The sequence below is a fragment of the Janthinobacterium sp. KBS0711 genome (assembly GCF_000988085.1).
Taxonomy (GTDB): domain Bacteria; phylum Pseudomonadota; class Gammaproteobacteria; order Burkholderiales; family Burkholderiaceae_D; genus Janthinobacterium; species Janthinobacterium lividum_E.
Genome location: NZ_LBCO01000020.1, coordinates 204,188 through 226,966, shown reverse-complemented (window position 1 = coordinate 226,966; position 22,779 = coordinate 204,188). Strand labels below are relative to the sequence as shown.

The following is a 22,779-nucleotide window of genomic DNA, read 5'->3' as shown; positions in this document are numbered from 1 at the left end:
AGTATCCCATGGCCCCGATTATAACGGAGTCTGGCTATCCGGGCGCCTGGCCGCGCAGGAACAGGCTGGGGCGCACGCCGGCCACGTCCACGCAAGCGTCGCAAAACGCGGGGATCGAGGCAAAACCGGAGCCGGCCGCCACTTGCGCCAGGTCGCGCTCGCCCTGTTCGCCATCGGCATCCGCTTGCGCCGCCGTGTGCAGCGCGTGCGCCAGACGCTGTTCGCGCACCAGGCTGAGCAATGCCTCGCCCTCGGAAAACAATCGCGCCCGGGCTTTGTGCGGCGTCACTTGCCACAGGGTGGCAAGGCGCGCCGCCGTCCATTTGCCTTGCGGCGTATCGAAGATGTGCTGCGCCAGCGCCTGGCTCCAGCGCTTGCCGCCGCCGTGGCCGCCATCGGGTTCATCGTCTTCCAGCGCCAGGGTGAACACGGCCGGCTTGCCCCGCCCCGGCATCACGTCACAGGCGAAGCGCAAGAAGGCGGGCACGACGAAACTGTCGCCGCTGGCCAGTTTCTTGGTGGCGATTTCATTGTGCAAGGTCACAAAACCCTGGCGCACGGTGACGCGCAGCCGGAGCGGAAAGCGCAAGCCCAGCAGGTGCAAGGGATGATCGGAAACGAGGGCCATGCGTCAGGTCAATATGGTGAACGAGCCGCCAGCATGCCATACATCGCGCAAGCAGTCTGTCATCACAGCGACGCTACGCCATAACGGCGCAAGCCGTCGAGGTCGACGACGCGGATCGACTGGTAGGCAATGCTGATGAGCTTTAGTTCGGCCAGATGGCCCAGCGCCTGGTTCACGCGCTGGCGCGAAATGCCGGTCAGCAAGCCGATTTCTTCCTGCGACAGCTCAAGCACGCTGGAGGTGCGCGGATATAGCATGGGGTGGAACAGCTGCGCGATGGCTTGCGCCACTTGCGCGTCGACGGCCAGCAAGCGCTGGTTCTGGATGGTGGCGATGAATTGCCCCATGCGTTCGTTCAGCTGGCGGATGACGAAGGCGTTAAAGGAGAGGCTCTCGGCCAGCAGCAGATGGAACAGGTCCACGGGCACAAGGAGGATGCTCGATGCGCGCACGGCCACCACGTCGTAGCGGCGCAGTTCGCGCTTGAGCACGCTGCCTTCGCCGCACCAGCCGCCGGCCGGCACGCCGGAAAACGTGGCGCCGCGCCCATCGGCGTTGTAGACGGCCAGCTTGATCAAGCCCGTGTGCACGCCGATCCAGTGCGCCGACGGTTCGCCGCGCCGCGTGATGACGGCGCCCGCCTCGTAATGCTTGATCACGCTGCCGGCGCGCAACAGGGTCTGATGCCGGGTGTCGAGGGCCGCGAACCAGTCGTGGCTGTCGAGTTCCGGCATCGCACGTTCTACACTATCGTTGCTATCCATTCCATCCTTCAAACCTGTCACTAAGATGACAGTGATTTTCCAGCACCGGTGCTATGCTAACCGGTATCAATCCCGAAACAGGGAGCTACAAGATTCTTTTACCAGGAGACAAGCATGACAGCTGATTTCAACACCGGCCTCGGCAAAAACAGCGCCAACTACGCCGCCCTCACCCCGCTCGACTATATCGCCAGGGCAGCCGCAGTATATGGCAATCGCCTGGCAATTGCACATGGCGCCGTGCGGCAGACGTGGCAAGAAACGTATGCGCGCACGCGCCGCCTGGCCTCGGGATTGATCCAGCTGGGCGTGGGCACGGGCGATACGGTGGCCGTGATGTTGCCGAACACGCCCGCCATGGTGGAAGCGAGCTTTGGCGTTCCCATGGCTGGCGCCGTCCTCAATGCCTTGAATATCCGCCTCGACCTGGCCTCATTGACCTTCATGCTGCGCCATGGCCAGGCGAAAGTCTTGCTGGCCGACACGGAATTTGCCGAGCTGGCGCGCCAGATGGCGGCGCAGATTCCCGGCTTGCGCGTGGTCCAGGTCAACGACGTGCTGGGGCCGGAAGTGGATTCTTTTTCCGACCTGGACTACGAAGCCTTGCTGGCCAGCGGCGACCCCGACTACGACTGGCAGCCGCCGGCCGACGAATGGGACGCCATCGCCTTGAACTACACGTCCGGCACCACGGGCGATCCGAAAGGCGTCGTCTACCACCACCGCGGCGCGGCCCTCAATGCCTTGTCGAATATATTAGAGTGGGACATGCCCAAGCATGCCGTCTACTTGTGGACCTTGCCGATGTTCCACTGCAATGGCTGGTGCTTCCCGTGGACCGTCGCCGCCCGCGCTGGCGTGAACGTGTGCCTGCGCAAATTCGAACCGAAACTCGTGTTCGACCTGATGCGCGAATTGCGCATCACCCACTATTGCGCCGCGCCCATCGTGCACGCGGCCCTGGCCAACGCGCCCGCCAACTGGCGCGAGGGCATCGATTGGACCGTGCGCGGCATGGTGGCTGGCGCGCCGCCGCCGGCGGCCATGGTGGCGAAGATCGAAGCCATGGGCTTTGACTTGATCCACTCGTATGGCTTGACGGAAGTGTATGGCCCGGCCGCCATTTGCGCCGAGCAGGACGAGTGGGCAGCGCTGTCGCAGGAAGAGCGGGCCATATTGAAATCGCGCCAGGGCGTGCGCTACCACTTGCAAAGCGCCGTCGCCGTGCTCGACCCGGAAACCATGGAACCCGTGGCGGCCGACGGCGAACAGATCGGCGAGATCATGTTCCGTGGCAACATCTGCATGAAGGGTTATCTGAAGAATGAAAAGGCGACGCTGGAAGCGTTCGCGGGCGGCTGGTTCCACACGGGCGACCTTGGCGTCATGTATCCGGACGGCTATATCAAGCTGAAGGACCGCAGCAAGGACATCATTATTTCCGGCGGCGAAAACATTTCCAGCGTGGAGGTGGAAGACGCCTTGTACCACCACCCGCAAGTGCTGGCCGCCGCCGTCATCGCCCAGCCGGACGAAAAATGGGGCGAGACCCCGTGCGCCTTTGTCGAACTGCGCGAAGGCGGCACGGTGACGGAAGCTGAATTGATCGCCTTTTGCAAGAACAACCTGGCCGGATTCAAGGTGCCGAAAGCCATTTATTTCGGTCCCCTGCCCCGCACGTCGACGGGCAAGATTCAGAAATTCGAACTGCGCAAGCGCATGCAGTCGGACAAGGCCATCGACGTCTAGGCGCTTAGCTGCCCTTGCCGGTCGGCCACGCCGGCTGCGCCACCACCAGGCGCGAGAAGCTGGCGATGCTGGCCACGGCGGCGAACCCTGCCGCCAGGCACAGCGCATACGTCGTGCCCCGGCTGGCGGAAACGGTGAAGCAATACGCGACCAGCGCGGCGCCCGTGGCTTGTCCGATCAGGCGCGACGTGGCCACCACGCCGCTGGCGCCGCCGGCCCGCTCGGGCGGCGCGCTGCCCATGATGGCTTTCAGATTGGGTGCCTGGAAGAAACCGAAACCGATGCCGCACAAGGCCATGCGCCAGCCGATGTCAACGACGCTCGGGTGCGCCGGTATCCACACGAGGGCCAGCAAGCCGCCGGCCAGCGCCGCCAGGCCGATGCCGCCCAGCACGCCCGGCGAATAACGGTCACTCAGGCGCCCGGCCACGGGCGCCATCACGGCCACCAGCACGGCCCATGGCGTCATCAGGAAGCCCGTCTCGACGGGCGAGCGGCCCAGTGTCACTTCAAAATAGAATGGCAGCGAGACAAAGGCCAGCCCCTGCGCGGCGAACGTGCAGATGGCCGTCAGCGAAGACAGCAAAAACAGGGGACGGCGAAACAGGTCGATCGGCAGCATGGGCGCCGCGTGCCCCGCCTGGCGGCGCAGCAGAAACACAAAGAAGACCGCCACGGCCACCAGTTCCGGCAGCAAGGTCGACAGGGCCGCGTGATGGGCCGCGTCGCCAAACAGCAGGATCAGCAAGCCAAAAGCGCCCACGTTGTACAGCGCCGTGCGCGCATCCAAGGTGTGACCGGACAGTTTTGTCGCCGGCAGCATGCGGCTGGCCAGGAAAAAACCGGCCACGCCCAGCGGCACATTGATGGCGAACAGCCACGGCCACGAGGCCGTCGCCAGGATCAGCGAGGCGGCCGTGGGCCCGATGGCGAACGCGACGGCCACCACCAGCGCATTGTTGCCAAACGCGCGACCCAGCAAATGCTTCGGATACAGGGTGCGCAGCAGCGCCGTGTTGACGCTCATCATGGCGCTGGCGCCGACGCCCTGGAACAGCCGCGCCACCACCAGCGACGGCAAGGACCAGGCCAGCGCGCAAGCGAGCGAGGCCAAGGTAAACAGAAACATGCCGGAGATGAACACCCGCCGGTAGCCGGCGATTTCTCCGAGCGCCGAGAACGGCAGCAGGGTCGCCACCATGGCCAGCTGGTACACGTTCACGATCCACACGGAGGCGGCCGGCGTCGTGTGCAGTTCGCTGGCGATGGCCGGCAAAGCCGTGTTGGCAATCGCCGTATCGAGCGAGGCCATGCCCACGCCGATGGCCAGCGCCAGCATGGCCCATAAACGGGCGCCCGGCGGCAAGCCGTCCTCGCCCACCATGACGGCTTGCGTGTGCCGCTGCCTAGTCTGCTGCATAAACTACCTGTTCATCTTGCTGATCCGGGCAATACACTAGCATGGATGGACGGACTCTGCCGGACAGGCAAGCGCCATTACTTCTGGCAGTCGATCACTTTAAAATCTTTCGAATAGCAGATGCGCAATTCGCCCGAATGCTTTTCATAGCCGAGCCAGCGGCCTTTCAGCTGCGGGTTGTGCTGTTTCATCCACTGGAACAGCTCGTTCTTTGGCATAGTGGAGTCCGGCAGCTTCAAGGCTTGGAACAGCTCCCGTTCCTTCTCGAAATATTCCTTCGCCGTATCGAAATCGCAGGCGCCATGCTTTTCCCATTCGCCCTGCAGCAAGGCTTCGCCCGGCTGCATGCACATGTAGGGCAGGATGTCCGACGGCGCCAGTTTCGGCAGATTGCCCTTGCAGTAGCGCGGATGCATGTCCGTCTTGCGCGGCGGCGTCACGGAAATGTCTTCGCACGTGGCAGGGTTATTCGATTGCGCCCACAGGCCATGCACGATCCAGCCGAACTGGTTGCTCTCGGCGCATTGGAAGGCAGCCTTTTTCGACACGGCGCCACGGCGGCGCTGGCTGTCGCAAAAACCCGGCGACCACGACAGCGCCAGCATGAAGTAATCGGTCGGCACGTTGGTGCTTTGCTTGTAGCACGTGTTTTTCTCGTCCGATGGCTTGACGTCGTAATCGTAGTAACTGACGTTGCGGGGAATGGCGCAGCTGGCGTCGGCCGCATGGACGGCGCCAGCGCACAGGCTGAGGAAAATGGCGGCCAGCGCGGGCAAGACAGAGTGAATTTTCATCGTATTCCTTCAAGATATAAAAACGCCGGCAACTGGGTGCCGGCGCGGTATCAATCCAACAAGCTGATCAGCAAACCTTGTGCATCCAGCCGTGGGTGTCCGCAGCCGTGCCATGCTGCAAGCCCAGCAACGCTTCGCGCAGGGCCAGGGTAACGGCGCCGTTTTCATTGTTATTGATGGTCATTTCAAAGCCGTTGGCCTTGGCCACGCCCACCGGCGTGATGACAGCGGCCGTGCCGCAGGCGAACACTTCGGTCATGCGGCCCGAGGCGATGTCATCGCGCCATTGCAGGACGGACAATTTACGCTCTTCCGTCGCATAGCCGAGGTCTTTTGCCATTTCCAGCAGGCTGCGGCGAGTGATGCCTGGCAGCAAGGTGCCCGTCAGCTCCGGCGTCACGACGGTGATTTTTTCGCCATCCTTGTAGACGAAGAACAAATTCATGCCGCCCATTTCCTCGATGAATTCGCGGTGCACGGCGTCGAGCCACACGACCTGGTCGCAGCCCTTTTCTTGCGCTTGTGACTGAGCCATCAGGCTGGCCGCGTAGTTGCCCGCGCACTTGGCTTCACCCGTGCCGCCCGGCGCGGCGCGCACGAAGTCTTCGCTGATCCACACGGTGACGGGTTTCACGCCTTTCGGGAAATAGGCGCCGGCCGGCGAGGCGAACAGCACGAACAGGTATTCTTCCGATGGACGCACGCCCAGGTAAGGATCGGTGGCGATCATCAGCGGACGCATGTACAGGCTTTCGCCCGTGTTTTTCGGCACCCAGTTGCGGTCTTGCGAAATGAGCGCGTCGCCCGCTTCCAGGAACAGCTCGACAGGAATGGCCGGCATGGCCAGGCGCGCGGCGCTGCGGTTGAAGCGCTCGGCGTTTTGTTCTGGGCGGAAAGTCTTGATGCTGCCGTCCGGCTGGGCAAACGCCTTGTAACCTTCGAAGATGGCCTGGCCGTAGTGCAGGGACGAGGCGGACGGGTCCAGCATCAGCGGGCCGTAGGCTTTCAGTTCGCCCTGCTGCCACTTGCCGTCGCGGTAAGGAATCACCACCATGTGGTCGGTGAAGATGCGGCCAAAGGCGGGATTGACCATGCGCGCGGCGCGCTCGGCGTCGGACAAGGGGTGGGCGGACGGGGTGACGACGAGATTCGGTGTGGAAGTGGTCATGGCAGCAATGGGAACTAGTGAACAGTATCCCTATTGTAGCGCCTATGGCGCCCGATCAGGCAAACGAGGGTGGCCCCCGCCACGTGACAACAGGGCGGCATCATTTGCGAATGATTCTCGTTTGCGTTAAAATATCAGCCTTCCTTCTTCCCCGCCATGCCTGACGTCCTGCATGGCGGCGCTATCGAAAGCCGCCATGACCAGTTCCTCCCTCCCCCAGTTGCGCGCCAGCACCGACGCCGTGCCCGCGATGCACCAGCTTGCCGCTACGCAAAAACAGCGGCGCTGGCACTGGAGCTGGAAGCAGGTATGGTTTCAATTGCACTGGTTCATCGGCATCACGGCTGGCACGGTGCTGGTGATCATTGGCCTGAGCGGCGCCACCCTGGCTGTCAAGGATGAATTGCTGGACCTCATGAACCCCGGCGTACGCCATGTGCCCGTGGAAACCCGCGCCCCGCTGACCGCGGCCCAGCTGAGCAACATTGCCGCTGCCGAACATGGCCAGCCCGTGGCCTCGATCACCGTGTATGCGCAAGCGGGCGCGGCGCCACGCCTGTTCTTCGCGCCGAAGAACGGCCAGCGGCGCGGTGTATCCATTTATGTGCATCCATACACGGGCGCGACCCAGCCTGCTTTGACCGGTGCGGAATTTTTCGAGTGGACGGAATCGCTGCACCGCTGGCTGCTGCTGCCGCGCGATCCGGGTCGGCAAGTGGCGGGCGCGCTGGCCCTGTGCCTGCTGGGGTTAGCCCTGTCCGGCCTGTATCTGCGCTGGCCCCGCCGTCCGCTGGACTGGCGCACCTGGCTGACCTTCGATCCCGCCCTGAAGGGCCGTTCCTTTTTGTGGAATCTGCACGCCGTGGCCGGCACCTGGTGCCTGGTCGTCTACGTGGCGCTGACCCTGACGGGCATTTACTGGAGCTATGACGTGGTGCGCGACAATATCGACGCCTGGGCCGGCAAGCCGCCAAGGATGGCACAGGCACCCGCGAAAAAAGGCGGCGGCAAGGAGAAGGCGCCCGCCGTCGACATCGGCCTGGCCTGGACCAGCTTCCAGCAGCACGCCCCCGGCTGGACCCTGGCCAGCGTGCGCCTGCCCACGCGCGCCGGCGAAGCCGTGCAATTCACGTGGCTGGCCAGCGATGCGCCGCACGAGCGGGCGCGCAGCCGCATGAGCATTGCACCGGCCGACGGCACGGTGACGGAAAACGAGCCGTACAGCCAGCAAGCGCTGGGCTCGCGCCTCGTCAACATCATTTATCCGCTGCACATGGGCACGTATTTTGGTTTGCCAGGCCGCATCATCGTTACCTTGGCCAGCCTGGGCCTGCCCTTGTTCGCCGTCACGGGCTGGATGCTGTACCTGGGCCGCCGCAAGGCAAAACGGGCTGTGCAGGCGCAGCGCGCCATGCTGGGCGCCGGCGCGCCGGGCAAGACGGACACAGGTTTACCTATCCTCGTCGCCTACGCCAGCCAGTCGGGCCAAGCCGAGCGCCTGGCCCTGGAAAGCGCGCGCGCCCTGCAGCAGGCCGGAGTGGCCGTCAACGTGCAGTCGCTGGACCGGTTTGATCCCGCGCAATTGCGCCAGTACGAACGGGCCCTGATCGTTGCCAGCACCTTTGGCGAAGGCGAGGCGCCGGACGGCACGCGCCGCTTCGCGCGCCTGCTGCAAACAACAGCCGGCACGCCGCTGGCGGGCCTCGAATTTGGCATGCTGGCCCTGGGCGACCACCATTACAGCGCCTTCTGCGGCTTTGGCCATGCGCTGGCGCAACAATTGCAGGCGCTGGGCGCCACGCCCTTGTTCCCCCTGATCGAAGTCGACAAGCACGACCCCGCCGCCCTGGCCGACTGGTCCACAGCGCTGGCCCGCTGCAGCGGCAGCGCCATCGACGCCATCGGCGTGCAGGAAGAAACGTCGTATGCCGAGTGGCGCCTGGCGCGCCGCGTGCTGCTCAACCCGGGCAGCCTGGGCGGCGAATTGCATGAAATCACTTTGACGGGCCCGGCCGGCGCCACTTGGGAAGCGGGCGCACTGGCCGAAATCATCGCCTGCAATGCCGATGGCAGCCATGGCGATGCAGATAATGCCCACCACGCGCCCCGCAGCTATTCGCTCGCTTCGCTGCCATCCGATGGCGAACTGCAATTGCTGGTGCGCCAGGAACGCCATGCGGGCGAGGCAAACCAGGGCCATGGCCTCGCTTCCGGCTGGTTGACCCGTTTCGCCCCGCTGGGCAGCCCCATCCGCCTGCGCCTGCAAGCCAATCCCGCCTTCGCGCCCGCCCTCGTCGACGTGCCCTGCATTTATATCGGTAATGGTTCCGGCCTGGCCGGCCTGCGTGCGCATTTACGCGCGCGCCAGCGGGCGGGGCTGGCCCGCAACTGGCTGCTGTTTGGCGAACGCCAGCAAGCTTTTGACAACGTCTGCGGCGCGGAGTTGCAAGGCTGGCTCGACGCTGGCCACCTGGCGCGTCTGGACAGGGTCTTTTCGCGCGATGGTGAAATTCGGGAATACGTGCAAGACCGCCTGCGCGCCAGCGCCGGCGAGCTGCGCGACTGGCTGGCGCAAGGCGCCATCGTCTACGTGTGCGGCAGCCTGCAAGGCATGGCCACAGGAATCGATGCTGTACTGCAAGAAGTGCTGGGCCAGGATGGCGTCGACGCCCTGCTGGCGGCCGGACGCTACCGCCGCGACGTGTATTGATCTGGCTCAGCCGATTACCAGCACGGCCCGGCTATGTGGGCAGGCGCACAGTCAGCGCCGCCCATCGGACTAGAGTGTAGGCATTCCCACCCACTGTCTGCGAGGCTAGCCATGAAAAACCCCTGGATGAGCATGTACCTGAGCACCGCCAACCGCATCGCCAACACGGCGCGCGGCCACGCGACGGCCGCCGTCAAGCGCGAGGCGGCAAAAAATACGCGACAGTTGACGCAAGTGTGGTTCGATTCCTTCCTGCCCGCGGCGGGCAAGCCACGGCGCAGCCGCAAGGCCAAATAGGCCCCTGGCAGCAGGCGAACTGGTGCAGTGCATCACAGCAATAAGTTGAAGTTACGACCAGGTGAACTAAACTGCAAGCATGGTAGTACATAAGGAAGTGACCGGCAGGCGCCGCATCCCCGCGCCGCCGCCGGGACACCGGGAGACGACCATGTTGACGCTCAAAGTGCTGGCCTGCCTTGCCCTGTCGGCCCTGATGCTTGCACCCCTCGTGTTGAGGGATACGATGCAGCTATCCGCCGGGCAGCAGTTGCAGGTGCCGAATGTCGATGCGCAAGCCCTATGGGCCCACTGGCCCAAGCATTAATAATACGCGCGGCTGAGAAAACGCCGCTGGCGGCGTTGCCGTGCCTAGTCGTACATTCGTACTGCCTTCGGCACGGCGCCTTGCCAGCAACGTTTTTCAGCGGCGCTCGGTAGTGACGTTCACATTCAAAAACTGCGTTGTTGCCGGTGGGAATTTGTTTTCTTCACCGATCAGTTTTTCTAGTTTTCCTCAAACCCTCTCCACTACACATTTGATCCAGGTCATGGATTTCTCTCTTCGCTACGTCCACACTGGAACAGTCCGCTTCGCACCGTGACGGACTTAACCGGGAGCATCGGCATGGGTAAATCGCATTGGAAGGATGAGATGGCGCTGGGTGTTCCCGTCATCGACGAGGCGCATGAGGCGCTGTTTCAGGAGCTGGCGCGGCTGCAGCAGTTGGGCGACCAGCATTTCAGCGTGGCGTTTCGCGAGCTGATTGCGGCCGTCGAACGCGATTTTCGCGAGGAGGAGGATTTGATGGAAGAAATCGCCTTTCCCTCGCTGGCCAACCACCGCGAACAGCATGCCCGCGTGCTCAGCGGCTTGCACCATGCCTGGGCCGCCGTCGATGAAGGCGATCTGGAACAGGGCCGCCATGCGCTGTCGCTGTTGCCGCAATGGCTGATCTTTCACCAGGCCACCATGGACCTGGCCCTGGCGGCGGCGCTGGAACTGGTGCAGCGCCAGCCCAACTAGTTTCTACAGCAGCAACACCGTCGCCTGCTCGGGCATGACCACGCGGTAGTGTCCCGGGTATTTGTCTTCACCGTCGAAAATCTTGCAAAACACGGGCTGGTTGATGTCGTTGACGGCCGCCTCGTTCATGGGCAAGGTGGCGATCAATTGCTCGCCATCCATCAACTGCAAGGCGCTGCCCCGTTCCGCCGCGCAAAAGGCCAGCGATTGCACGTCGCTGGCGAACGGCCGCTTGTACCACGGCGTGATGGCCCGCACGGCGCGCCGGGCGTCGCGCAAGACTTGCCCCACGCGCGTGACGTTCCACGCATCGCGCGCCACGGCGGGCTGCAGCACGATATTCGCCGTCAGCTCGCCCCTGCCCTTGTTCACCAGGAAAGTACCGTCCTGCGCGGCGATGTCATCGTTGAGCGGCACGACAAACACGCCGCCGTCGGACACCTTGATCGGCATGGGCGCGCCATTGCCTTGCAAGGCCACGCGCACGTCGTCGATAGTGGCGCTCAGCTTGGCAGGAATCAGGCGCAGGGCCATGACCACGCTGCCGCTCGACACTTGCCACACTTTCCTGGCTGTCAGATAGCTTTCGCGGTAAGCCGTGAAGCGCACGCGCGGCGCCTTGGCGTCGCTGTTGGCCGTGATCGTCACCGTTTGCGGTGGCAAGTCTTCGTCTGCTGGCACCGGTACCGCTGGCGCTGACGCTGCGGATGTGGCCGGCGCAAGGGGTGGCGATACGGGTGGCGATAAGGGTGGCGATACGGCGGCGGCGGGCGGCACGCTGGCGCTCTGCAGCGGCGCGGGAACAGCCGGCGGCGGCGCGTGTTCCTGGGCCTGGCCCAGCGACACGACACACAACCATCCGGCACAAGCGATCCATGTACGCATGCATTTCTTTCAGTGAGGAAAATATTTTGTCAGCGCCTGCATTATCGCAGAAGGCCAGCCGATGCGCCGCCACTAGCCTGCCCGCACTCCTGCCTGCACTCTTTCGGTGCGTACGCTTGATTATTTGGCAAATATCACTTATATTGATAATGATTCTTATTTACAAAACAAGCAAGAATCGCGCGCCTTTCTTTTCCACTGCCCGACCGCGCCGGGCCTTGCGGTGGAACTGCTATCCAAGCCAGACCACGGGCCAGCGTCACGCCATCCCCCAGCTACTGCGCACCTCGCCAGACGAGATAGGAACACTCACGACTAAAAATATTCCAGGAAAATGATGCAATCAACGACAGTCCTCTCTTCTTCGCGCCAGCCCGCCTTGCGCCCCCATCTGTTACACATCAGCTTGCTCAGCCTTGCCCCGGCGTGGTTTTGCCCGCACAGGCTGCCGACGCCGCCGCGGCCGACGTCACCATGCCGGCCGTCACCGTACTGGGCCAGTCGACGGCTACGACGGAAGGGACGCAGTCGTACACGGCAGGCGAAGCGCGCAGTGCCACGCGCATGGAGCTGACCCTGCGCGAAACGCCGCAATCGGTCAGCGTCATCACACGCCAGCTGCTCGACGACTTGGGCGCCGTACGCCTGGACCAGGCGCTGGCGCAGACGACGGGCATCCAGGTGGGCCAGAACGACACGGAACGCACGCGGTTTTATGCGCGCGGCTTCGGCATCAACAATCTCCAGATCGACGGCATGGCGCGCGGCGGCAATGCGCCGCTGCAAGACACGATTTTGTACGACCGCATCGAGGTTGTGCGCGGCGCCACCGGCTTGATGGGCGGCAAGGGCGATCCATCGGCCACCATCAATATGATACGCAAGCGGCCAACGAAAACCTTCCAGGCCAGCGCCGGTCTCATCATGGGCCGCTGGGATGACCAGCGCTTCGAAGCCGACCTGTCAACGCCGCTGAACGCGGAGGGCAGCGTGCGTGCGCGCACTGCCCTGGCCTGGCAAAAACGCGATTCCTACCTGGACATGTATCACGAACGCAAGATGGTCGGCATGGTCATCGTCGAGGCGGACTTGCGCCCCGGCACCCTGCTGACGGCCGGTGTCGACTTCCAGGACAACAAGCCCACGGGCGCTACCTGGGGCGCCGTGCCCTACTGGAACGCGGACGGCAGCCTGGCCAACTTGCCGCGCAACACCAGCCTCACGACGCCATGGAGCACCTGGGCCAACAAGCAGCACACGCTGTTCACGTCGCTGGACCAGCGCCTGCCCGGCAACTGGAATATGCACCTCGGTTATGCGCGAACGGAAAGCACGAACCGCACCACGGTCGCCTATGCGGGTGGCGGCCATCCCGACCCGGCCACGGGCAAAGGCATGCTCCTGTGGACGGGCGCCTATGGGCCAGGCAAGACCATCAACGACAATTTCGACCTGTACGCCAGCGGCCCGTTCACCTTGCTGGGGCGCAAGCATACGGCCATCATCGGCTGGAACGGCGGCAACCAGCGCGCCCGCTCGCTGGGTGGCGAGGCGGACATCGATTACCCGGCCTTCGTTCCCGATTACCGCAGCTGGACGGGCAACATTCCCCGCCCCGTCTTCCATCCGGACGGCTCGCACACGGAAGCCGTCACGCGCCTGGCGGGCGGCTATGTAGCCACGCGATTGAGCCTGGCCAATCCCCTGCATGTCATCATCGGCGCGCGCAGCAGCAGCTACCGCACGGATACGCGCAACTACAACACGCAGGGCAGGTACACGGGCAGCAGCGACCTCGTGGAGACGCGCAATGAAGTGACGCCTTATGTGGGCGCCGTGTTCGACATCAACAAACAGTATTCGGCCTACGCCAGCTTCACGCAGCTGTTCAATCCGCAGACGAGCAAGGACCGCAACAACCAGTTCCTGGCGCCGGAAACGGGCGACAATGCGGAACTGGGCATCAAGGGCGAATTCTATGAAGGCAAGCTGAACGCGTCGGCCGCCCTGTTCCACACGAAGAAAAAGAACCTCGCGGAGCTCGACCGCACGGTGCCGCCCGGCTTCTTGCTGCCCGATGGCGGCCAGGCCATGGTGGCCAATGGCGCCGGCGTGACGGCCAAGGGCGTCGAGTTCGACGTCTCCGGCCAGATCACGCCCGCCTGGGAAGCGAGCGGCGGCTATACCTATCTGCACGCGGCCGAGGCCGATGGCCGCCGCGCCGCCACCACGCAGCCGCGCCACTTGCTGCGCCTGGCCACCAGCTACCGTTTCGACGGCCGCCTGGCGGGCTTGAGGGCGGGCGCCAGCATGACGGCGCAAAGCGCCACCTACAGCGAGTCGTGGTACGGCCGCCCGCCATCGGGCGAGATCACGAATATCCCGCAAGCCGGTTATGCGCTGTTCAACGCCATGGCCAGCTACGCGCTCAACCGGCACGCCAGCGTGCAACTGAACGTGAATAACCTGCTCGACAAAAAGTACTACCGTAACGTGGGCTTCTTCGACGGCGTGTTCTGGGGCGAACCGCGCAACATCAGCCTCTCCGTGCGCACGGCTTTCTAAGCACGCCAGTGCGCGGGCGCCGGCAGGGTAAATCCTTCCAGCAAGGGGCCGCCCACGGGCGCCAGCACGGCGGCAGCGACTTGTTCGAAGGCCTGCTGGCCGGCCGGCAAGTCGCTGGCGACCAGGCGCAGCGCGCCGTCGAGCTGGGAGGCGAGGCTGGCGTCGAACGCCTGCAGGCGCCGGAACAAATGCTTGCCGCCGCCGCTCCATTCGCCGGCCGCGCGCAAGTGCAGGTCGGCCAGCGCTTCGTACAGCTGGCAAGCGACGGCCAGCGCCTCGCCCGGGTGCGTGCTGTCGACCAAGTCTTCCAGCGCGGTGGTGATGGCGTAGCGGCGGCGCTGCAGGTTTTCCACGTCGAGCACGGGCGGGCCAGCCGTATCAATGGCGTGCGCCAGCGCATGCAGCCGGGCGTAGCCGTCGCCGGCGGCGAGGATGTTTTCCCCTTCGACCACCATCATCGCCAGCGGCACTGTGCCGCGGGGCGCATCCATCTCATGGCAAAAATACGTGAACGTGGCCACGTCGTGCCCGAACAGTTCCACCGTGCGCCCTTCGGCCACGAACGTGTCGCGCCAGGCGCAGTCGACGTGGTCGAACAGCAGCAGCAAGTCGATATCGGAAGTAGCCGTTTGCCGGCCCGTGGCGAACGAGCCGCCGATGATGGCCGCCACGGCCGAAGGATAGCGTTCATGCACCAGCCGCACGGCAATGGCGCGGATATCGTCATAAGTGGGGATCGTCGTCAAAGCCTGTGCTCCATGCCGAAAAACACTATCCTACACGCTATCCACACACGATAGGCGGCATGCCGCCATCCTGCTACACTGGCGCCATCTGACCGAGGAACAAACATGGAATACGACTGCATCGTGGTGCCCTCGCCCGTGGGCGAGCTGACCCTGGTGGCGCGCGGCGCGGCCCTGACCGCCATCCTGTGGGAAAACGACAAGCCGAACCGCGTGCGCCTGGGCGCGATGCGCGTCGATGACGGTTGCGCCGTGCTGCAGGAAACGGCGCGCCAGCTGGCTGAATATTTCGCCGGCACGCGCCAGCAATTCGACGTGCCGCTCGATTTTGCCGGCACGCCATTCCAGCAGGAAGTCTGGCGCGCGCTGCTGACCATACCGTACGGCCAGACGCGCAGCTATGGCGAGATCGCGCGCCAGATCGGCCGCCCCGCCGCCGTGCGCGCCGTGGGCGCCGCCAACGGCAAGAATCCCATTTCCATCATCGCCCCCTGCCACCGTGTCATCGGCGCTACGGGCGAGTTGACGGGTTTTGCGGGTGGCCTGCATGCCAAGGAAACGTTATTGGCGCTGGAAGGCATTTCCCTGTCCAGCGACCGCGAAGCGCTGAAGACGGGCCACGCCCGCCGCCGCGCCGTGCACGTCGATACGGCGCAAGGCTGCTTGTTTTAAGCGGCGGCATCGCTCCCCTTGTGGGATACTGACGCCCTCCGCTCAAGCAAACACATCCTATGCCCTATCTTGTCATCCTGTTCTTTGTCATCCTGTATTTGCTGGCCACGTTCTTTTTCCACATCCCCGCCGTTGTCGCCCTCGCGTATGGCGTGCTGAGCCTCGGCTGCTTCGTTGCCTATGCCATCGATAAATCCGCCGCCAAGGAGGGCCGCTGGCGCACGTCGGAACGCACTTTGCTGCTGCTGGGATTGTTGTGCGGCTGGCCTGGCGCCGTGCTGGCCCAGCAATGGCTGCGCCACAAGTCCAGCAAGCGCTCGTTCCGCGTACTGTTCTGGCTCACGGTCGCCATCAATATCGGCGCTTTCGTGTATTTCAGCATGCATTACGCGGCGCCCGATATCGGCACCGAGGTGGCGCCGATCGAGCTGTAGGCTTACTCGCCCAGCAGGCGCAGCGATTCCAGCCAGTCCGCCTTCCACTCGCGCAGCAAGGGCTGCGTGGCGAAGGCCTTTTTCAGGTGCGCCATCGGCACGCGGTGCACGTCGTGCAAGCCGAACGCCAAGGTCACGGGATGCCATAGGTGGCTGTTCTTGCCGCCACGCGAATTCTTGCGCACGCGCGCGCCATCGTCGCCAAAAATGCCCACGCCACTGGCCAGTCCCTGCTCCAGGTCGACCTTGCCCACGCCGGCAAAGGCCATCAAAATCTGCTCGCGCCCCAAGCCCTTCAAGGCGCTGGGCAGGACGACGGGCGCCTTCTCCGCCGTTTCCTCGGCCGGCTGCGGATGCCGCAGCTCCTTGAGCAAACGCAACAGATCGCGCTCCTGGAAATGCAAGCCGTCCAGCGGCACGCGCAAGCCGGGCGCCTTCAGTTCGATGGCGATGTTGCCCGAGTCGCGCGTAAAACGCAGCCATACGTCGCCGGCGCCCGAGGCCAGGTGCTGTTTGTCCTCGATAAACACGACGGGCGCCGCATAGCGCGTCACGCCGTCATGGAACAGCTCGGCCCATGCTTCGCTGTAATCGAGCCAGACAAACGGCAAGCCGCCCTGCTCCAGCAAGCGCCCCAGGGTCCACGGGGAGCCCGTCTGTTCGGCCAGCCAGGCGCAGGCTTCAAGTGCGGTAGCGCGATATGGCAAAGGGTGGGAGGTCATGGCAATTCCGTCGATAAAAGTGGAGCGCAGTGTAGCAGACTGACGCCCTCGCCCCTTCCGCAAACGCAGCGGGCGCGCTTTTTTTGCGCGATGTGCTAGGCTGGAAACATCAGCACGTGCCACGGCCACCCCGGCAGCGTGGCGCACCACCGCGAGGGAATCACCATGCATTCCAGCACCAACGCCGCCACCGCACCCGCCCCGCCACCGGAGCGCGATTCACCCACGCCGGCCAGCGAAAGCCACGCCGAGGAAATCCTCGATGAAGCACTGAAGGAAAGCTTTCCCGCCAGCGATCCGATTGCCATTGCAACACCCAAACCGCCAAGCAAGCCACCTGCCGGTAGGTCGTAAGCCGACGACGCCACCGTCGCGGCCAGCAATATTGTCGGATTACGCGTGGCCTTGCCCCGCCAATCCGACCTACTTCCCATCACCAGCAGCCCGTAGGTCGGCTTAGCGCGCAGCGCGTAAGCCGACGACGCCACCATTGCAAGCTCGCAAAGCCACCAGCATGGCGGTTATGCCTGCACCGCATCCAAATGGCGCTCCCGTGCGTAGATGGCTATGCCATCACCTGATTTGTTACCACGCGGAAAGGGAAAGCCATGCAGCATTACAGCAAAAAGACGGATCCCATGGACCAGCGCCTGTACCTGGCCCAGCGCATCGACCGTGCCGATGCGCGCCTGCGGCGGCTGAACGAGGCGCTGGCCGATGCGGCGGCGCGCGAACGCTGTGCGCGCTGGATTACGGCCTGGGCCGTGGCAGCGGGCGCCGACGCGCCACGCGGCATGAAACTGCGCATCCGCGGCGAATTTATTTTGCTTTAGTAAGCAAAAAGCCCCGCCGGGCATTGCGCCAGGCGGGGCTGTTCAGGATGTAACGCGGCCAGCTCCTCTAGTCGCGGTACTGCTCGGGCGTCGTGTCGCCATCGGCGATTTCATACCACATCGCATTGAGCACGGCGAAGGTCGCCGCCAGCGGAAGACCCAGTATCCAGGCGAAATACCACATAGTTAATTCCTTTCGTAATTCTTAGTAGGCGTGACCGGTGTCGTCTTCGATGGCTTTGCCGTCAACCTTGCCCCACAGCACTTTATATACCCACGTCGTGTAGGCCACGATGAGGGGAATAAAGACGGCCGTGACGACCAGCATGATGAACAGGGTCATGTGGCTGGATGAGGAATCCCACACCGTCAGGCTGGCGCGGGGATCGATCGACGATGGCAGGATGAACGGGAACATGGCCGCGCCCACGCTGAGGATGATGCCGGCGATGCTGGCCGCGCTGGCCAGCAAGGCGGGCACTTCGCGGCGCGCGCGCAGCAAGGCGAACGCCAGCAAGGGGCCCAGCAAGCCCAGCGCAGGAGCGATCCAGGTCCACGGATGGGCGGCAAAGTTGAGGACCCAGGCGCCCACGTGCACTTGCGCCGTTTTCAGCATCGGGTTCGACGGACCATCGACGACGACGGCGCTGGTGACGCGATAGCCATCGACCCACAGCCACAGGGCCACGCCGGCCAGCGCATACAGCACGACGGTGGCGAGCGCAGCCACACTGCCGTAGCGGCGCGAGCGTTCAGCCACGGCGCCGTCCGTCTTCACTTGCAGCCAAGTGGCGCCGTGCATCACCAGCATGGCCACCGAGACGAGGCCGCACAGCAGCGCAAACGGATTGAGCAGCGCAAAGAAGCTGCCGTCATAGAAGATGTGCATGTCCGCCGAAAAACGGAACGGCACGCCTTGCAGCACGTTGCCGATCGCCACGCCGCAGATCAGGGCCGGCACGAAGCCGCCCACGAACAGGGCCGCATCCCAGCGGGCGCGCCAGCGGGGATCTTCGCGCTTGCTGCGGAACTTGAACGCCACGGGACGCACGATCAACGCCACGAGGATGACGAACATGGCCAGATAAAAGCCCGAGAACGAAACGGCATACAGTTGCGGCCAGGCGGCAAAGATGGCGCCGCCGCCGAGGATCAGCCACACCTGGTTGCCTTCCCACACGGGACCGATGCTGTTGATGATGACGCGGCGCTCGAGGTCCGTCTTGCCGGCGAACGGCAGCAGGATGCCCGTGCCCAGGTCGAAGCCGTCCGTGATGGCAAAGCCCACCAGCAGGATGCCGATCAGCAGCCACCAGATCAGGCGCAGGGTTTCATACGAAATCATTTCATGCAAAATCATGGTCTGGCCCTCCTCAGGCGCGTTGGGTATGAATGGCTGCAGCCGCTGGCACGGGGGCCGGCGCCTTCTCTTCCGGCCCCTTGCGGATGGCCTTGAGCATGAGCTTCATTTCGATAATCAACAGCACGGTGTAGATGGCGGCAAAGCCGGCGATGGTAATCAAGAGGGTCGAAGCGCCCAGGTTCGAGACGGCCACGGCCGTCGGCAGCACGCCTTCGATCACCCACGGCTGGCGGCCCACCTCGGCCACGATCCAGCCCGCTTCAATGGCCACCCACGGCAGCGGGATGGCGAACACGGCCAGTTTCAGCAGCCAGCGGTGCTTGTCCAGCGTACGGCGCGTCGACAGGATGAAGAAGGTGCCAGTCAGCAAGATAAAGAACATGCCCAGGCCCACCATCACGCGGAAGGACCAGAACAATGGTCCCACGGGCGGCACGGTATCGAGCGCGGCCTTGCGGATCTGCTCGGGCGTGGCCTGGCGCGGGTCGTCGACATAGCGCTTCAGCAGCAAGGCATAGCCCATGGACTGGCCTTTCGATTCGAACATGTCCTTCGCGTCCTGCGGCACGGGACTGCCCGGCGCCACGCCGCGGATGGTTTGCAGCGCGTCATACGCCTTGATGCCATCCTTGATCAGCAGTTCGCCACGGTCGACCAATTGCTCGATGCCGGGGATTTCCGTCGACAGCGAACGCGTGCCGATCAAGCCCATCACCATCGGGATGTGCACGGCATAGTGCGTCTCGCGCGCTTTCGCGTCGGGAAAGCCGAAGGCCGTGAAGGCGGCCGGGGCCGGCTCCGTCGTCCACATGGCTTCGATGGCGGCCAGCTTCATCTTTTGATGTTCGGACGACAGGTAGCCGCTTTCGTCACCGAGTACCACCACCGACAGCGAGGCGGCCAGGCCGAACGAGGCGGCCACCGTCATCGAACGCTTGGCCAGTTGCACGTGGCGGCCCTTCAGCAGATACCAGGCGGAAATACCCAGCACGAACACGGCCGCGGCCGTATAGCCGGCCGACACCGTGTGCACGAATTTCGCCTGCGCCACCGGGTTCGTCAGCACGGCGCCGAAGTCCGTCACTTCCATGCGCATGGTTTGCGGATTGAAGGCCGCGCCGACGGGATTTTGCATCCAGCCGTTGGCGATCAAAATCCACAGGGCCGAGAAGTTCGAGCCGATGGCCACCAGCCAGGTCGTGACCAGGTGGCCGCGCTTCGACAGCTTGTCCCAGCCGAAGAAGAACAGGCCGACGAAGGTCGCTTCCAGGAAGAAGGCCATCAAGCCCTCGATGGCCAGCGGCGCGCCGAAAATGTCGCCCACATAATGGCTGTAATAGCTCCAGTTCATGCCGAACTGGAATTCCATGACGATGCCCGTCGCCACGCCCATGGCGAAGTTGATGCCGAACAAGACACCCCAGAACTTGGTCATGTCACGCCAGATGGGGCGGTTCGTCATCACGTAGACCGTCTCCATGATGGCGAGGATCACTGACAGGCCGATCGTCAGCGGAACGAATATAAAGTGGTACAGAGCTGTCAGCGCGAACTGCAGTCTGGATAAAGCGACAATATCGAAGTCCATATGATTTCCTTGGTGTTTCCCTAATGTAATTGTAGACTTGGTATCTATCTGATGTAATTCGATTGCTACCGCCCCTCATGCCGGCGGACGGCAGCGCCTGTGTCTCCGTTCTGTCTTAATCTCCGCGCAATCCCGCCATGGCCGTGTCGAAGGCCGGTGTGCCACGCCGCGCGTCGCCCACGATACGGCCATCGCGCAGACTAACCAGCCTGTCCGCCAGCGCCGCTTCGCGCCGCAAGTGGGTTGCGATCAGCAAGCTGCGTCCTTCGCTGCGCGCGCGCAGGCGCTGCAGGACGTCGGTCGCCGTCTGGGCATTGAGCGCTTCCGTCGCTTCGTCCAGCAGCCACAAGGTCGATTCATGCAGGAACAGCCGCGCCAGCGCCAATCGCCGCGCCTGGCCGCCCGACAGGCCCAGGCCGCCCTCGCCCAGCATGGTGTCCAAGCCGCCCGCAAAGGCGCGCACTTCCTCGTCCAGGCCGGCCGACTGCAGCGCCGCCCACAGTTGCGCGTCGCTGGCGGACGGGGCGGCCAGGCGCAGGTTGTCGCGCAAGCTGTCCTGGAACAATTCCGTCTTCTGCGTAAACAGGCAGGCGCGCGGCGCGCTCACCGTGCCCGACAATGGCGCCAGTTCGCGCGCGGCGATGGCCAGCAAGGTCGACTTGCCCGCGCCGCTGGGGCCGATCAAGGCCACGCGCTCGCCATCGGCGATGTGCAGCGATACGTCATGCAAGATGGCATTATTGCCGCCCGCATGCGCGGCGCTGACGTGTTCCAGGCGCAAGCCTGGTGCGGCATCAAAAGGCGGCGCACATACATCTTCGCCATCCAGGCGCGGCGCCAGACGCCGTACGGCCAGCAGCATGCGCCCCGCTTCCAGCGCGCCGCGGCGCAGTCCCGCAAACGGCTCCACGGCCGTCAGGGCGACCAGCAAGGCCAGGGCCGCCAGAGGCAAACTCATCGTTTGCTGTTGCACCAGCGCGGCCACGGCCAGCAACACGCCAGCCAAGGTCGCGCTGCCGGCCACGCCATACGCGGCGCCGGCCGCCGTTTCCAGACGCAGCAAAGCAAAATCGGCTTGCGCCAGCGAGCGGTCGATCTGCCCCAGCGCCGCGCATTGGGCGTCGATGCGGCCCGCCATCACGAGATCCGTCTGGCCTGCCACCAGGTCGATGGTGCCGGAACGCAGTTTTTCGATGGCGCGCGAGCGCACGATGGCGGGACGGCGGGCGCGGCGCGCCACGATCCAGCTGATGCCGCCACCGGCGGCCAGCAGCCACGCGGCCAGGCCCAGGCCCAGCTGCCACTGCATCACGCCCAGCGCCACGCTGGCCAGCAAGGCCGCGCACAGGGCCGTGAAGGCAGGCACGAGCAGGCGCAAGTACAGCGATTCGAGCGCGTCGATATCGGCCGTCAGGCGGAACAGCAGCTTGGCGGGCTGGCGCAGCAAGCGGCTGGCCGCTTCCGGGCGCGACCAGCCACGGAACAGGCGCACGCGGATGCTGGCCAGCGCGGCGAACGTGGCGTCGTGCGTGACGAGCCGCTCAGCATAGCGCGACCCCGTGCGGCCGATGGCCAGCAGGCGGATGCCGGCCGACGGACCGAACACGTCGAACACGATGGCCGTCGAAGCGTGCAGGCCGGCAATCGACGTGGCCGTGATGAACCAGCCGGACAAGCCCAGCAAGGCCATGCCGGCCACCGCCGTCAGGGCCGCCAGCAAGGCGCCGCCGATCAGCTTGCCAGGCTGGGCCAGCAGCAATTGGCGCAGGACGGGGTTCAATATGATTTTCATGCGCGCAACTCCTCTGCCTGCGCCGGTGCAGCGACCTGCACCGTGCGCTGCAGGCGGCCAGCCAGCACGGGGTCGTGCGTGGCGACGATCATCGTCTTGCCTTGCGCCAGTGCCAGCAGGGCATCCGTCACGCGCGCCGCCGTTTCGCTGTCCAGGTGGGCCGTCGGTTCATCGACCAGCAGCAAATCCGCATGCGGATGCAGGGCCACGCGGGCCAGGGCCAGGCGCACGGCTTCGCCGCCGGACAAGCCCTGGCCGCCATCGCTGAGCATGACGGCCGGCTGGGCCTGCTCCACCTTGGCCAGGTCGGCCAGGTGCAGCGCCTGCGTCACTTGCGCGGCGTTCGCCCCCACGCGGCCCAGGGTCACGTTCTGGCTGACGGACGCGGCAAACACGTGCGGACGCTGGCCCATCCAGGCCATGCGCTGGCGCAAGGTATTGACGGTGCTGTCGTTCAGGCGCACGCCGCCGATGCGGATGTCGCCGCCGCTGGCGGGCAGCAAGCCGGCCAGCAGGGACAGCAAGGTGGTCTTGCCGGCGCCGCTGGCGCCCAGCAGGGCCACGTGCTCGCCCGCGCCCACCTTCAGGTCGAAGCCGTCGAACACGGGCGCTTCGCCGGGATGGGCAAAGCGCAGTTGCTGGA

At 64.5% G+C, this 22,779-nt stretch carries 23 protein-coding genes; 10 read left to right on the top strand and 13 right to left on the bottom strand.

What is annotated here, in order from left to right:
• Positions 1–34: 34 nt before the first annotated feature.
• Both VM94_RS12350 and VM94_RS12345 read right to left on the bottom strand, forming a co-directional pair.
• Positions 35–628: a hypothetical protein gene (locus tag VM94_RS12350; protein ID WP_052755737.1), complete on the bottom strand. Its 594-nt coding sequence runs from the start codon at positions 626–628 to the stop codon at positions 35–37.
• A 62-nt stretch (positions 629–690) separates the two neighbouring features.
• Complete coding sequence (locus tag VM94_RS12345) at positions 691–1,392, bottom strand: Crp/Fnr family transcriptional regulator (protein ID WP_409929567.1); 702 nt, start codon at positions 1,390–1,392, stop codon at positions 691–693.
• A 114-nt stretch (positions 1,393–1,506) separates the two neighbouring features.
• On the opposite strand from VM94_RS12345, the gene VM94_RS12340 reads away from it, so the two are divergent.
• Positions 1,507–3,141: an acyl-CoA synthetase gene (locus VM94_RS12340; protein WP_046683739.1), complete on the top strand. Its 1,635-nt coding sequence runs from the start codon at positions 1,507–1,509 to the stop codon at positions 3,139–3,141.
• A gap of 4 nt (positions 3,142–3,145) precedes the next feature.
• On the opposite strand, the gene VM94_RS12335 is transcribed toward VM94_RS12340, so the two are convergent.
• The 3 genes from VM94_RS12335 to VM94_RS12325 all read right to left on the bottom strand — a co-directional run bounded on the left by VM94_RS12335 (position 3,146) and on the right by VM94_RS12325 (position 6,523).
• Positions 3,146–4,561, bottom strand: a complete 1,416-nt coding sequence (locus VM94_RS12335; protein WP_046683738.1) for an MFS transporter — start codon at positions 4,559–4,561, stop codon at positions 3,146–3,148.
• Positions 4,562–4,638: 77 nt separating this feature from the next.
• Positions 4,639–5,355, bottom strand: a complete 717-nt coding sequence (locus VM94_RS12330) for a ribonuclease T2 family protein (RefSeq protein WP_082127688.1) — start codon at positions 5,353–5,355, stop codon at positions 4,639–4,641.
• A 67-nt stretch (positions 5,356–5,422) separates the two neighbouring features.
• Entirely contained in the window at positions 5,423–6,523 is a 1,101-nt protein-coding gene (locus VM94_RS12325; RefSeq protein ID WP_046683737.1) for a branched-chain amino acid aminotransferase, read from the bottom strand.
• Between the two features lie 196 nt (positions 6,524–6,719).
• On the opposite strand from VM94_RS12325, the gene VM94_RS12320 reads away from it, so the two are divergent.
• The 4 genes from VM94_RS12320 (at position 6,720) to VM94_RS12310 (ending at position 10,536) form a co-directional block, all read left to right on the top strand.
• The gene (locus tag VM94_RS12320; RefSeq protein ID WP_409929566.1) at positions 6,720–9,233 is read left to right on the top strand and encodes a PepSY domain-containing protein; all 2,514 of its coding nucleotides are present in this window, start codon (positions 6,720–6,722) and stop codon (positions 9,231–9,233) included.
• A 111-nt stretch (positions 9,234–9,344) separates the two neighbouring features.
• Positions 9,345–9,530 carry a hypothetical protein gene (locus VM94_RS28215; protein ID WP_138828849.1) on the top strand — a complete coding sequence of 62 codons (186 nt, stop codon included), beginning with the start codon at positions 9,345–9,347 and terminating at the stop codon, positions 9,528–9,530.
• Positions 9,531–9,681: 151 nt separating this feature from the next.
• On the top strand, positions 9,682–9,837 hold the full coding sequence (locus tag VM94_RS28520; RefSeq protein WP_160309290.1) for a hypothetical protein: 156 nt from the start codon (positions 9,682–9,684) through the stop codon (positions 9,835–9,837).
• Between the two features lie 300 nt (positions 9,838–10,137).
• The gene (locus VM94_RS12310) at positions 10,138–10,536 is read left to right on the top strand and encodes a bacteriohemerythrin (RefSeq protein WP_034757497.1); all 399 of its coding nucleotides are present in this window, start codon (positions 10,138–10,140) and stop codon (positions 10,534–10,536) included.
• A gap of 3 nt (positions 10,537–10,539) precedes the next feature.
• Here the strand turns inward: VM94_RS12310 and VM94_RS12305 are convergent, their stop codons facing one another.
• Entirely contained in the window at positions 10,540–11,217 is a 678-nt protein-coding gene (locus tag VM94_RS12305; RefSeq protein ID WP_160309289.1) for a hypothetical protein, read from the bottom strand.
• A gap of 636 nt (positions 11,218–11,853) precedes the next feature.
• On the opposite strand from VM94_RS12305, the gene VM94_RS12300 reads away from it, so the two are divergent.
• On the top strand, positions 11,854–13,986 hold the full coding sequence (locus VM94_RS12300) for a TonB-dependent siderophore receptor (protein WP_052755736.1): 2,133 nt from the start codon (positions 11,854–11,856) through the stop codon (positions 13,984–13,986).
• Here VM94_RS12300 and VM94_RS12295 read toward each other — a convergent pair.
• On the bottom strand, positions 13,983–14,732 hold the full coding sequence (locus tag VM94_RS12295; RefSeq protein ID WP_052755735.1) for a nucleotidyltransferase domain-containing protein: 750 nt from the start codon (positions 14,730–14,732) through the stop codon (positions 13,983–13,985). The two genes, VM94_RS12300 and VM94_RS12295, sit on opposite strands and share 4 nt — an antisense overlap.
• A gap of 105 nt (positions 14,733–14,837) precedes the next feature.
• Between VM94_RS12295 and VM94_RS12290 the strand changes: the two genes are divergently transcribed.
• Positions 14,838–15,404 carry a methylated-DNA--[protein]-cysteine S-methyltransferase gene (locus VM94_RS12290; RefSeq protein WP_082127687.1) on the top strand — a complete coding sequence of 189 codons (567 nt, stop codon included), beginning with the start codon at positions 14,838–14,840 and terminating at the stop codon, positions 15,402–15,404.
• A gap of 59 nt (positions 15,405–15,463) precedes the next feature.
• On the top strand, positions 15,464–15,838 hold the full coding sequence (locus VM94_RS12285) for a DUF1294 domain-containing protein (RefSeq protein ID WP_046683733.1): 375 nt from the start codon (positions 15,464–15,466) through the stop codon (positions 15,836–15,838).
• A gap of 2 nt (positions 15,839–15,840) precedes the next feature.
• On the opposite strand, the gene VM94_RS12280 is transcribed toward VM94_RS12285, so the two are convergent.
• Positions 15,841–16,560 carry a hypothetical protein gene (locus VM94_RS12280; protein ID WP_046683732.1) on the bottom strand — a complete coding sequence of 240 codons (720 nt, stop codon included), beginning with the start codon at positions 16,558–16,560 and terminating at the stop codon, positions 15,841–15,843.
• A 165-nt stretch (positions 16,561–16,725) separates the two neighbouring features.
• Here VM94_RS12280 and VM94_RS28210 point away from each other — a divergent pair, with 165 nt between their 5' ends.
• Both VM94_RS28210 and VM94_RS12270 read left to right on the top strand, forming a co-directional pair.
• On the top strand, positions 16,726–16,914 hold the full coding sequence (locus VM94_RS28210; protein WP_070304418.1) for a hypothetical protein: 189 nt from the start codon (positions 16,726–16,728) through the stop codon (positions 16,912–16,914).
• A 254-nt stretch (positions 16,915–17,168) separates the two neighbouring features.
• Positions 17,169–17,393: a hypothetical protein gene (locus VM94_RS12270; protein WP_034757471.1), complete on the top strand. Its 225-nt coding sequence runs from the start codon at positions 17,169–17,171 to the stop codon at positions 17,391–17,393.
• Between the two features lie 67 nt (positions 17,394–17,460).
• Here VM94_RS12270 and cydX read toward each other — a convergent pair whose 3' ends face one another.
• From cydX to VM94_RS28970, 5 genes are all read right to left on the bottom strand, one after another.
• The gene (cydX, locus tag VM94_RS12265; protein WP_034757467.1) at positions 17,461–17,577 is read right to left on the bottom strand and encodes a cytochrome bd-I oxidase subunit CydX; all 117 of its coding nucleotides are present in this window, start codon (positions 17,575–17,577) and stop codon (positions 17,461–17,463) included.
• A gap of 21 nt (positions 17,578–17,598) precedes the next feature.
• A complete protein-coding gene (cydB, locus tag VM94_RS12260) occupies positions 17,599–18,753 on the bottom strand; it encodes a cytochrome d ubiquinol oxidase subunit II (RefSeq protein WP_046683730.1) in 1,155 nt (384 codons plus the stop codon).
• A 13-nt stretch (positions 18,754–18,766) separates the two neighbouring features.
• The gene (locus VM94_RS12255; protein ID WP_046683729.1) at positions 18,767–20,344 is read right to left on the bottom strand and encodes a cytochrome ubiquinol oxidase subunit I; all 1,578 of its coding nucleotides are present in this window, start codon (positions 20,342–20,344) and stop codon (positions 18,767–18,769) included.
• Between the two features lie 115 nt (positions 20,345–20,459).
• Positions 20,460–22,136 carry an amino acid ABC transporter ATP-binding/permease protein gene (locus tag VM94_RS12250; RefSeq protein WP_046683728.1) on the bottom strand — a complete coding sequence of 559 codons (1,677 nt, stop codon included), beginning with the start codon at positions 22,134–22,136 and terminating at the stop codon, positions 20,460–20,462.
• Positions 22,133–22,779, bottom strand: a 647-nt coding sequence (locus tag VM94_RS28970; RefSeq protein ID WP_235432903.1) for an ATP-binding cassette domain-containing protein, incomplete at its 5' end; no start/stop codon positions are given. The genes VM94_RS12250 and VM94_RS28970, both read right to left, overlap by 4 nt.

Bases quoted from the DNA above. Each gene is read 5' to 3' on its own strand.
- VM94_RS12290 (WP_082127687.1), top strand. From the start codon at position 14,838: ATGGAATACGACTGCATCGTGGTGCCCTCGCCCGTGGGCGAGCTGACC.
- VM94_RS12270 (WP_034757471.1), top strand. From the start codon at position 17,169: ATGCAGCATTACAGCAAAAAGACGGATCCCATGGACCAGCGCCTGTAC.
- VM94_RS28520 (WP_160309290.1), top strand. From the start codon at position 9,682: ATGTTGACGCTCAAAGTGCTGGCCTGCCTTGCCCTGTCGGCCCTGATG.
- cydX (WP_034757467.1), bottom strand. From the start codon at position 17,577: ATGTGGTATTTCGCCTGGATACTGGGTCTTCCGCTGGCGGCGACCTTC.
- VM94_RS12330 (WP_082127688.1), bottom strand. From the start codon at position 5,355: ATGAAAATTCACTCTGTCTTGCCCGCGCTGGCCGCCATTTTCCTCAGC.
- cydB (WP_046683730.1), bottom strand. From the start codon at position 18,753: ATGATTTTGCATGAAATGATTTCGTATGAAACCCTGCGCCTGATCTGG.
- VM94_RS12320 (WP_409929566.1), top strand. From the start codon at position 6,720: ATGACCAGTTCCTCCCTCCCCCAGTTGCGCGCCAGCACCGACGCCGTG.
- VM94_RS12335 (WP_046683738.1), bottom strand. From the start codon at position 4,561: ATGCAGCAGACTAGGCAGCGGCACACGCAAGCCGTCATGGTGGGCGAG.
- VM94_RS12250 (WP_046683728.1), bottom strand. From the start codon at position 22,136: ATGAAAATCATATTGAACCCCGTCCTGCGCCAATTGCTGCTGGCCCAG.
- VM94_RS12310 (WP_034757497.1), top strand. From the start codon at position 10,138: ATGGGTAAATCGCATTGGAAGGATGAGATGGCGCTGGGTGTTCCCGTC.
- VM94_RS12345 (WP_409929567.1), bottom strand. From the start codon at position 1,392: ATGGATAGCAACGATAGTGTAGAACGTGCGATGCCGGAACTCGACAGC.
- VM94_RS12285 (WP_046683733.1), top strand. From the start codon at position 15,464: ATGCCCTATCTTGTCATCCTGTTCTTTGTCATCCTGTATTTGCTGGCC.
- VM94_RS12340 (WP_046683739.1), top strand. From the start codon at position 1,507: ATGACAGCTGATTTCAACACCGGCCTCGGCAAAAACAGCGCCAACTAC.
- VM94_RS12350 (WP_052755737.1), bottom strand. From the start codon at position 628: ATGGCCCTCGTTTCCGATCATCCCTTGCACCTGCTGGGCTTGCGCTTT.
- VM94_RS28210 (WP_070304418.1), top strand. From the start codon at position 16,726: ATGCATTCCAGCACCAACGCCGCCACCGCACCCGCCCCGCCACCGGAG.
- VM94_RS12255 (WP_046683729.1), bottom strand. From the start codon at position 20,344: ATGGACTTCGATATTGTCGCTTTATCCAGACTGCAGTTCGCGCTGACA.
- VM94_RS28215 (WP_138828849.1), top strand. From the start codon at position 9,345: ATGAAAAACCCCTGGATGAGCATGTACCTGAGCACCGCCAACCGCATC.
- VM94_RS12280 (WP_046683732.1), bottom strand. From the start codon at position 16,560: ATGACCTCCCACCCTTTGCCATATCGCGCTACCGCACTTGAAGCCTGC.
- VM94_RS12325 (WP_046683737.1), bottom strand. From the start codon at position 6,523: ATGACCACTTCCACACCGAATCTCGTCGTCACCCCGTCCGCCCACCCC.